10 protein-coding genes are annotated in these 10,169 nt (G+C 63.8%); 7 read left to right on the plus strand and 3 right to left on the minus strand.

What is annotated here, in order from left to right:
• The 3 genes from E5W87_RS13615 to E5W87_RS13625 form a co-directional block, all read right to left on the minus strand.
• A partial coding sequence (locus E5W87_RS13615; RefSeq protein WP_292397967.1) for a proline racemase family protein occupies positions 1-781 on the minus strand: 781 nt, incomplete at its 3' end.
• A gap of 325 nt (positions 782-1,106) precedes the next feature.
• Positions 1,107-2,624 carry an alpha/beta hydrolase gene (locus tag E5W87_RS13620; protein WP_292397969.1) on the minus strand — a complete coding sequence of 506 codons (1,518 nt, stop codon included), beginning with the start codon at positions 2,622-2,624 and terminating at the stop codon, positions 1,107-1,109.
• A 102-nt stretch (positions 2,625-2,726) separates the two neighbouring features.
• The gene (locus E5W87_RS13625) at positions 2,727-3,824 is read right to left on the minus strand and encodes a lactonase family protein (protein ID WP_292397971.1); all 1,098 of its coding nucleotides are present in this window, start codon (positions 3,822-3,824) and stop codon (positions 2,727-2,729) included.
• Between the two features lie 191 nt (positions 3,825-4,015).
• Here E5W87_RS13625 and E5W87_RS13630 point away from each other — a divergent pair, with 191 nt between their 5' ends.
• The 7 genes from E5W87_RS13630 to E5W87_RS13660 form a co-directional block, all read left to right on the plus strand.
• The gene (locus E5W87_RS13630; RefSeq protein WP_292397973.1) at positions 4,016-4,567 is read left to right on the plus strand and encodes a MaoC family dehydratase; all 552 of its coding nucleotides are present in this window, start codon (positions 4,016-4,018) and stop codon (positions 4,565-4,567) included.
• Positions 4,568-4,570: 3 nt separating this feature from the next.
• Positions 4,571-5,731, plus strand: a complete 1,161-nt coding sequence (locus E5W87_RS13635; RefSeq protein WP_292397975.1) for a CaiB/BaiF CoA-transferase family protein — start codon at positions 4,571-4,573, stop codon at positions 5,729-5,731.
• Positions 5,732-5,751: 20 nt separating this feature from the next.
• Positions 5,752-6,894 carry an extracellular solute-binding protein gene (locus E5W87_RS13640; RefSeq protein WP_292398023.1) on the plus strand — a complete coding sequence of 381 codons (1,143 nt, stop codon included), beginning with the start codon at positions 5,752-5,754 and terminating at the stop codon, positions 6,892-6,894.
• Positions 6,895-6,920: 26 nt separating this feature from the next.
• Positions 6,921-8,108 (plus strand): ABC transporter substrate-binding protein, encoded by a 1,188-nt coding sequence (locus tag E5W87_RS13645; protein ID WP_292397977.1) that lies wholly within the window; start codon positions 6,921-6,923, stop codon positions 8,106-8,108.
• Between the two features lie 57 nt (positions 8,109-8,165).
• A complete protein-coding gene (locus tag E5W87_RS13650; protein ID WP_292397979.1) occupies positions 8,166-8,903 on the plus strand; it encodes an ATP-binding cassette domain-containing protein in 738 nt (245 codons plus the stop codon).
• Positions 8,896-9,627: an ATP-binding cassette domain-containing protein gene (locus tag E5W87_RS13655; RefSeq protein ID WP_292397980.1), complete on the plus strand. Its 732-nt coding sequence runs from the start codon at positions 8,896-8,898 to the stop codon at positions 9,625-9,627. The genes E5W87_RS13650 and E5W87_RS13655 overlap by 8 nt, the downstream gene beginning before the upstream one ends.
• The coding region (locus E5W87_RS13660; protein WP_367118824.1) for an ABC transporter permease at positions 9,624-10,169 on the plus strand (546 nt) is incomplete at its 3' end. The genes E5W87_RS13655 and E5W87_RS13660, both read left to right, overlap by 4 nt.

The raw sequence follows: 10,169 nt of genomic DNA on the forward strand, positions 1-10,169 counted from the left end.
TTCCCGTGCCGCACGGGCAGCGGTCGAGCCTGCCTGGAGAGACGACCACGGCATTCTTCGAGGTCATTACGCCGTCGACGATCCGCAGCGGGCCGGCGAACTCGGTCTGGTTGATGGTGTTGATCGACGGGTTCTCCGGATGGATCGAGGGAAGCTGTTCGGCCGCTGCCGCCTTGATGCGCTCGCCGAGTTCGATCAGGTCGCGCGCCTCGTCGCGGGCGAGCGTCACGCCGACGTCCTCGGCATCGACAATGCAGTAGATCATGCCGCCATAGGCGACATCGACCCGCAGCGATCCGATCCCGGGCACGTCGACCATCCGGTCGCGATGCATGACGAAGGACGGGACGTTGCGGAACGTGACGCGGCGGCACTTGCCGCCACTGCAATCCGCCGTCACCTCGACCAGCCCGGCCGGCGTATCCACCCTGACAATAGTCTCAGCGCCGCGCATCGGGATCATGCCCGCCTCGAGAGCGACCGTGACCGTGCAGATCAGGTTCGAGCCCGACATCGGTACGAAGTAGTCCGACTCCATGACGATCATGCCGATATCGGCATCGGCGCGTATCGGCGGCGTGATCAGGTTGACGGCTGCATTGACGCTGCCGCGCGGGTCGAACAGCAGCATGTTGCGAAGCCATGCACTGTCGCGTTCCAGATTCTGCATGCGCTCGAACATCGTAGCACCCGGCGGCGGCAGGACGCCGCCAGTGATCACCCGGCCCACCTCGCCCTCGGCATGGGCTCCGACGACGGTAATGACGCGATCCAGGTTCATTGGCTTGTATCCTCAGGTCCAGGTTTGTCGACGATCATCACGCACCTGGCGTGCTTTGTCGCAAGCGGTCTGCGTATTGCATCCAATATATTGGATTATTGTGGCGATGATTTTTTGTCAATGCGCTCATCGAAAAGAGTTGGCGTCCGGCATTCAGGCCGGCGCCGTAGTGATGCCGGCTGGATCCATCCGGTTAGGCGAAGACCATCAGGGTGTTGATCGACTTTCCGGTCGCAGTCGCCACACTCATGGCAGCACGCATCGTTCGAAGGCAGCCAAAGCGTCTTTCACATTCGGAAAGCGAGAATTGCTTCACAAAACCGTTTCATTTCGGCGTTTGGTAAAGCTCGGACGCGGCCTCTCTCAGCGCGCGCCGGCTGTCTGGCCTGAAATACATCATGTGGCCGCCTTCCAGCAGGTCGACGCGGATGGGCTTTGCGCCCGGAAGCGAAGGAACCTGGCCGACAAGGTAGCGTGACACCAAATAGGGTGTCACCAGGTCGGTGTAGCCGTTGACGATCAAAACGCCGAGGCCGGGGTTCAACGCGCGCGCCTGCTGAAGGTCATCCATCACGCCGACATAGCCCTGACGCGTCGGGCTCGTCCCATAATCCCAATTGCCGCTGACTTCACGGTTGAGAAGCCGATAACTTAGATCGGTGCGGAATTTCAATTCGTCACGCATATAGCTGACAAAGGCGGAAGTGAGCACCGGGACGCTTCGGTCGAGGACCGGATCAGGACCGCTATATCTCAGGCTTTCCGGCGCGATGTCCGCCGTTTCGATCGTGCCGTCATAGGCGCTGAGGACATTGCCCCTTGCCCGTGCAAACTCCCTGGCGAAGAGTGCGGTGGGAATGCGTGCAAAGTTTCGTTTGACGAGTTCAAGCGGCAGGCCGGTGATTTCGGCCACGCGCGGGCTCGCCAGACGCCCACCCTCTTCGAGCCCGCTGGCAAGCGCGACGAGATAGTCGCCAAGCGCATAGCGTTCGACATCGGCCAACCGCTCCTGCAACTCGGAACCGGTGACGCCTTCGCTGCGCAGGCGCACCGCCGCCAGCGACGGGAGCTCAAGCGCCCAGTGGAGCGGCTGGAACTCGTCGGGCTGCACGAGCGTGAATTCGAGCGCCGGCGAGATGAGCACGATGCCGCGAGGACTGATGCCGATGTCATCCTGAAGCGTCTTGGCAAGCAGTGCCGCCCGAAACCCGCCATAGCTTTCGCCGGCAAGAAACACCGGCGACGCCGTGCGGCCTGCCTGTGCCAGATAGAGCCGGATAAACGCGCCCATCGCAGCGGCGTCCTCGTTGACGCTCCAGAAGCTGCGTGCCTCGGTGCCGGGTGCTTCGCGGCTGTAACCCGTTCCGACCGGGTCGACAAAGACCAGGTCGGTCATGTCGAGCCATGTGTTCGGGTTGTCCAAAAGCCTCTGCGGCGATGGGAGAAAACTTCCATCAGCCGCCATCGCCATGACGCGCGGACCGAGCGCGCCGAGATTCAGATAGGCGGAAGCCGCGCCCGGACCACCATTGAATACGAAAGTGATCGGGCGCTGGGGATCAGGTTCCCGGCTTGGCTCGGGACGTAGCGTGTAGGCGACATGAAAAATTTCCGCGGTGATGGCGCCCTTGCCGGATAGCAATGACAGCGTGCCTGCTTTTGCCTGATAGTTGAGCGTACGTCCCGCGATCACGATCGAATGATCGGAGACCTGGGGAGGCGGAAGCAGCGACAGAACTCCACCTGAAGGCGTCGGCCGGTCGGCCACTTCCGCATGGCCGGCTGGAACGCCGCCAACCAACAGCAGCATAGCGAGGGTGATTTCTAGCAGCTTGGTACGCATGACAACTCCGGAGCGGAAACGACTGGAAGCTACCACGCTGATGGTTCAGCCGAAATCACAGGATCGTGCAGGCCCTTCGCTGCTGGACGAGACGGATGGCTTTCAACGCACGATCTTCACGCACATCGGCGTGCCGACATCGATGGATCGCCCGGTGGCGGCCAGCCGGCCGGTGGCCGTGTCACGCGCGAAAATCGAGATGCGGTCGGCGTTCTGGTTGGCGGAGAACAGGTGGCGGCCCGAAGGTGTCAGCGCCAGATTGCGCGGCGTGGCGCCGCCGCACGGCGCATAGTCGACGAGCGCGAGCGTGCCTGTCTGCTGATCGACAGAAAAGACCACGATACTGTCATGGCCGCGGTTGGAACCGTAGAGAAAGCCGCCGTCGAGCGAAATCTGGATGTCGGCGCAATGATTGCCGTCGCGCGCCTCGGCCGGCACGGCCGGCTTCGTGTCGATGACCGAGAGCCTTCCTGGCTCATCGTCGAACGCAAGCGACACGACCGTTGAATCCAGTTCGTTCATCACGAACACGAAGCGCCCGCCAGGATGCAGCGCCAGGTGACGTGGACCGGCGCCGGGCGCAAGCGCCGACTCCGCCAGTCCGGTCAGGCTGCCGTCAGGCCCGATGCGGTACGAGACAAGCCGATCGATGCCGAGATCGGCGACGATCGCCACGCCGCCGGCGATCGTCTCGGTGACGCTGTGAGCATGGGGGCGTTCCTGACGAGCCGTATCGGGACCAGTTCCGGCATGGGCGACGCTCGACAACGGCGCGGTCAGGCCGCCATCCTCGCGCAGCCCGTAAACCACGACCGAACGATCGGGGCCGCCTTCGCCCATGCCGTAATTGGCGACCAGCAGCTTCGTTCCGTCGCGCGTGATGGTGTTGTGCGCCGTGATGCTGCCAAGGGTCGGCTGCTTGTTGATGTAGGAAAGCGCGGCGGTCTGCCTGTCGAAGCGGTAGGCCGAGACCACGCCTTCGCGCCAGGCGAACACTTCGGAGTTGGCATAGATCTGGGAGCCGTCCGGCGTCACCGAGAGAAACGTCGGATTGTCGACGTCACCTGTCTCGGCCAATTTCGTAGTCTCCAGCGTCTCCTCGTCGAAGCTGTAGACACTGAGCCCGACGCCGCGCGCGCCCTGAAAATACGGCGCCTCGCGGTTAAGGCTGCCAACGAAGACCAGACAGGCATTCTGCATCAAATCCTCCCTTGTTCCGTCGTCGTTGCACGCCACGGATCCGAGCAAAATTTCGCCTGTTCACGCTTGCAACACAACCCCATATGTGAAAATAGTATTTACAAAAGAAGACTGACGGGAGGATCGATCATGCATTTCGCTGGTCCGCGGCGCGCCCGGACGGATGATCCGTGCTTCCAACGGACACCGTCATGACTGGTTTCGCGCCGACCGTGGGCGTGGCGTCGACGCACCCCGCCAACATGCCGAAGGGCCACGCCGATCTCCCCGTCTGGAACGCGGAGAACTGGTTCTATGAAGACTGGCCGGTCGGCCAGAAAATACGCTCGCTGCGCAGGACCATGGCCGAAGGCGACAGCCACCTTTTCAACGCGCTTGTGCTCGATATCCACCCTTACGTGCAGGACCAGATGTTCGCCGAAACGGAAGGCATTTTCGGTAAGCGGTTGATCGCTGGCGCCTTCGTGTTCTCGGCCGGGCTCGGCCTCGTCGCCACCAATTGCGTCAACGCCTTTTCCTATGGCTACGACAAATTGCGCTTCATCAAACCGGTGTTCATCGGCGACACGATCTATTCGATCCGCTCCAACCTCGACAAGAAACCCAAATACAAGGAGATGGGGCTGATCCGCGCCAGTTATGAAGTCTTCAAGGGTGAAGGAGAGCTTGTGCTTTATTGCGAGCACCTGCAGACGGTGAAGTACCGCAATCCGACCGATTTCGCCGGCAAGACGGAGAAATAGGCAATGGCCGCCACTGCCGAATTGCCGCTGACCGGGCTCGTCGTCGTCGACATGAGCCAGTTCCTGTCCGGGCCGTACTGCTCGCTGCGACTGCTCGATCTCGGCGCCCGCGTCATCAAGATCGAGCGCCCGGATGGCGGTGACCTGTCGCGCCGGCTTTATCTCAGCGATACCGAGATCGGCGGCGATTCCACTATCTTCCACGCCATCAACCGCGCCAAGGAAAGTCTCGCCATCGACCTCAAGGACGCGGCCGACCTTGCGGCGCTGCGCGGCCTGCTGGCCAAGGCCGACGTGCTGATCCAGAATTTTCGGCCCGGCGTCATCGAGCGCCTGGGCCTCGACTATGAAGCGGTGCGCAAGATCAATCCGCGCCTGGTCTATGCCTCGATCAGCGGCTATGGCGAGGAAGGCCCTTGGGTCAAGCGGCCCGGGCAGGATCTGCTGGCGCAGGCACGCTCCGGCGTGATGTGGCTGAACGGCGACGAGGACCAGGGACCGGTGCCCTTTGGCCTGGCGATCGCCGACATGCTGGCGGGCTCCGCCGCCGCGCAAGGCATCCTTGCCGCACTGGTGCGGCGCGGCGTGACCGGCAAGGGCAGCCATGTCGAGACCAGCCTGCTCGAAGCGCTGGTCGACTTCCAGTTCGAGGTGCTGACCACGCATCTCAATGACGGACGCCGCCTGCCGCGGCGATCAGCCTTCCGCAGTGCCCATGCCTATCTGTCGGCGCCCTACGGCGTCTATCCGGCCAAGGACGGCTATCTGGCGATCGCCATGACGCCGATCCCGAAGCTCGCCGATCTCCTGGTGCTCGCAGAACTAGCGCCCTACCGCGACCAGCCGTCGACATGGTTCACCTCCCGCGACGAGATCAAGGCGATTATCGCCCAGTGCATCGCGACGAAGTCGGTCGACGAATGGCTTGCCATCCTCGAGCCTGCCGATATCTGGTGCGCCAAGGTGCTGACCTGGCCGGAAATGATGGCAAGCGAGGGCTTTCAGGTTCTCGACATGCTGCAGACCGTGACGCGCGAGGATGACGTCTCGATCCTCACCACGCGCTCGCCGCTCAGGGTCGATGGCGTCCGTGCGAAGGTTGAGCGGGCCGCGCCACGCATCGGCGAGCACAGCGCAAAAATCCGCAAGGAGTTTGGGCTGTGAGCGACGTGACGCTCAAGGGCATGACCTGGAGCCATCCGCGTGGCTACGACCCTATGGTCGCCTGCTCGGCGCTTTGGAAGGAACGGACCGGCGTCACCATCGAATGGGACAAGCGCTCGCTGCAGGATTTCGAATCCTTCCCGGTCGAGGAACTGGCCCGTGCCTATGATTTGATCGTCATCGACCATCCGCATGTCGGCCAGATCACCGCCGAGAACTGCCTGGCGCCGCTCGATGTCACGGGCCGGGAAGCTGAACGCGCGGTACTCGCAGCGGGCAGCGTCGGCCAGTCCTATCCGAGCTACAACTGGCAGGGCCGGCAGTGGGCATTTCCGATCGACACGGCCAGCCAGGTGCAGGCGTGGCGGCCGGACATGATTTCCGCCATGCCGGCGAACTGGGCCGAGGTGCTCGATCTGGCGCGGCAGGGCCGCGTGCTGTTGCCGCTCAGGCCGCCGCATTCGCTGATGGTGTTCTATACGTTTGCCGGCAATCTCGGCCGGCCCGCCAGCGAAGGACCTGGCGACCACGTAGACGCGGCAGTGGGCAAGCAGGTCTTCGAGATGATGGGCGGGATCGCGGCTCTCGTAGACCCGGCCTGCCTCAGTATGGACCCGATCGACGTCCTGGAGGAAATGGCCAGGTCCGGCTCGCGGATCGCCTGTGCGCCGCTGATCTATGGCTATGTCTCCTATGCCATCGCCGGATTCCGGGCCAGCCGCCTTGCCTTCGCGGACATCCCGGCTGTGGGCAATACCGACCCGGTCGGCTCGGCGCTCGGCGGGACCGGCATTGCCGTGTCGGCCTTTTCCAAGGCGAAGCGGGCGGCCATCGACTTCGCCTACTGGATCGCCAGCGGCGAGGTGCAGCGCGGTCCCTATGCGTCAGCCGGCGGCCAGCCCGGCCATGCCGCGGCCTGGGACGATGCAGGCGTCAATGCAGCCGCCGGCAATTTCTACAAGGACACGCGCGCCACGCTCGAAGGCGCCTGGGTCAGGCCACGCCACGATGGCTACATGACCTTCCAGCAGGCCGCGTCCGATCGCATCAATCTCGGCCTGACCGAAAAGCACGATGCCGGCCGCGTCGTTGCCGATCTCAATCGCCTGTTTCTGGAAAGTTTCCCGGCACGGGTGTCCGGCGCTGCCGGTGGAGGAGCCTGAAAACAACTTAAAAGGAGGAGGAGAGAATGAACTGTCTGATCCGCGGCCTTATGGCTGCGACCGCCCTTGCATCGATCACGACAATTGCCTGCGCCCAGGACGTTTCGGGCGTGATCGCCGGACTGCCTACCGAATTGAAGGCGCAATATGACGGCGCGCCGCAGAAAATCCTGCCATCGGCCTGGGATAATTTCACGCCGCCGGCGAAGCCGTGGAAATGGTGCCACTCGGAATCCTACCAGGGCAATCCGTGGCGGGTCACCGTTACCAAGGAGCTGAATCGGCTTGTCGACGGGCTGATCGCCGACGGTACGGTGGCGAGCTTCGAAGTGTCGGATTCCAACAATGATGCCAGCCAGCAGATCAACCAGATCCGCGCTTTCATCGACAAGAAATGCTCGATCATCACCTCGATCCCCGGTTCGGCGACGGCGCTGGACGACGCCATCGATGCCGCCGCCAAGGCTGGCATTCCGTTCATCACGGCGGCCGGGTCGGTGACCAGCCCGAATGCCATCAATGTCGATTCCAACTATGCGCGCTGGGGCTACGACATGATGATGGCGATCGGCAAGGCAATGCCGGACGGCGGCAGCATACTTCTGGTCGAAGGCATCGCCGGTCATCCGATTGTCGTGCAGGAGCGTCAGGGCGCCGACAAGGCGCTGGCCGAGAACCCCAAGCTCAAGGTCTCGCGCAGCGTCAACGGCAACTGGACGGCCAACGTCACCAAGACGACGGTATTGCAGGCGATCGCCACAAATCCGGCGCCGATCGATGCGGTGTGGACGACGGGCAGCGAAAGCCGCGTTGTCGCCGAGGCCTTTGCCGAGGCCGGCCGCCCTGCCCCGCTCATCACCGGCTCGATCACCGGCGACGCGCTCGGCTACTGGAAAGCCAATCCGGACAAATATCGCTTCGAAGGCCATGCAGTTCTGCCGCACTGGACGGCCGAGACGCTGTTTCGCGTCGGCCAGCGCATGCTCGACGGGCAAAAGCCGAAGCTCAACACGCTGCTGATCCCGATTCCGCCGGTCCACAACGCCGACCTCGGCGCCTGGTACAAGGACTGCATGACGGCGGACGCAGTCTCGATCTTCCCGGTCCCACCGGAGGATCCGATGCCGGAGGAATGGCTCGATGCCTATTTCGCCAATCCTGCGCCGACCAAGGGCTGGGATTATTCGAAGGTGCCAGACGCCTGCGCCAAGTAAGCTCGTAGAAGCCGGCCCCGCGCGGGCGGTGCCGGCTTTCCTTATCAGGAATCCGTCATGCTGGAAGTCCAGGGTGTCTCGAAACGCTATGGCGAAACGGTCGCTCTCGCCAATGTCTCCATCGCGTTCCGTGCCGGCACGATCCACACCATCCTCGGCGAGAACGGTTCGGGCAAGAGCACCCTGGTCAAGCTGCTGTCGGGAATTGTCCAGCCGGACAGCGGCACGATCCTGCTCGACGGGGCGGCCTTTGCCGGCTTCGGGCCGGCGGCGTTCCAGGCCGCCGGTTTCGCCACCGTGTTCCAGGAAGTGCTGATCGCGCCTGACCGTTCGGTGACGGATAACATCCTGCTCGGCCTCGACGGCTTGCTGACGCGCACCGTGCCACGCGCGGAACGGCGGAAGCGCGCGCAAGCGGTGCTGAAAGAGTTCGCGGTGACCGAGATCCCGCTCGACCAATTGGCCGGGCAATTGCCGCTGGCGGTCCAGCAGCTGGTCGTGCTTGCCCGCGCCGTGGTCCGCAACCCGCGCATTCTCATTCTCGACGAGGTCACCGCCGCGCTCGACTTCGCCGACCGCGAGGCGGTTTTCGCCATGATGCGCAAGCTTGCCTCGGAAGGCTGCCTGATCCTGTTCATCACCCATCGCATGGACGAGGTGATGGCGCTTTCCGACCGGATTTCCGTGCTGCGCGGCGGCAGCGTGGTGACGACCGAGGAACGCGGCACGTCCACCGCATCCGAGCTTCTCAAGGCGATGGCGCCACGCACGGCGGCGGAGCTGGCGCATGGCTGATCGCGCCACCCTTTCGGTGCGCGGCCTGGTGATCGCGCCGGGCGCAAGTCCCGTGACACAGACCATTGCGCCGGGTGAGATCGTCGGCCTTGCCGGCCTCGACGGCCATGGGCAGGAGCGGTTCCTGAAAGTGCTGGCCGGGCTGGAACGGCCGGCCAGCGGCGATGTGACCATCGACGCGCGCGCGATCACCAGCTTCCGCAAGGCGGTCGCCAGCGGCATCGCCTATTTGCCGCGCGACCGGCGCGCCACCGGCATCTTTCCGACCCAGTCGGTGCTTGATAATTTTGCCGTCTCGACCTTGTCGCGTGACATGCGTTTCGGCCTGCTCAGCTTCGCCGCGCGGCGGCGGCGCTACGAGGCCTACCGCGAAAAACTCTCCATCGTCGCACCGCGGCCGGATGCCTCGATCACCACGCTGTCCGGCGGCAACCAGCAGAAGGTGCTGCTGGCCAGGGCACTGGCGCTGGAGCCGGCGATCCTGCTTCTCAACGACCCAACGCGCGGTGTCGACGTGGCGACGCGCCATGTCCTCTACGACGTGTTCCGTGGGCTGGCGGCGGACGGCATGGCTCTGGTCATCCTGTCGAGCGAGATCGAGGAGATCCTCCTGCTTTGCCATCGCGTGCTGGTTTTTCGCGAACAGCAGGTGGCGGCTGAAATAACCGGCGAAGACATGAAAAGCGATACGGTGATCGCCGCCATGTTCGGGCGCGCGGCATGAGCGGGTTTCGGCGCATGGCGGAGCGATGGCGCGGCGCGGGTTTTGCGACGGTGCTGCTGGTCATCCTGATCGCGGTCAATCTGCTGCTCAATCCTTCACGTTTCCACCCTTCTGCCTGGAGCGCGCTGATCGGGCTCGCCGCGCCACTGATCGGCGCAGCGCTCGCCTCGGCCCCGGTCATCCTGGCCGGGCGCGGCGGCATCGACATTTCCGTCGGGCCGCTGATGGGCTTCGTCAATGCGATCGTCATCCAGCTGCTGTTTCTCAAGCTCGGCATGTCTTCGCCGCTGGTCATCGTGCCGGCAGCGCTTTTGATCGGTGCGATCGTCGGCGCGGCCAACGGCTTTCTGGCGACCGTCGTTCGCATCCAGCCCATCGTCGCGACGCTTGGCACCTATCTGATCCTGACCGGCATGACGCTGACCATCCTGCCGGCGCCGATCGGCCCGGCGCCGGGCTGGCTGAAGGCGATGGCTGGACCTTGGTCGGCACTGCCGCTGGCGCTGATCTTCCTGTTCTGGTGGCTGGTGCGGCAGACCCCC

This window comes from Mesorhizobium sp. (assembly GCF_004962925.1).
GTDB lineage: Bacteria > Pseudomonadota > Alphaproteobacteria > Rhizobiales > Rhizobiaceae > Mesorhizobium.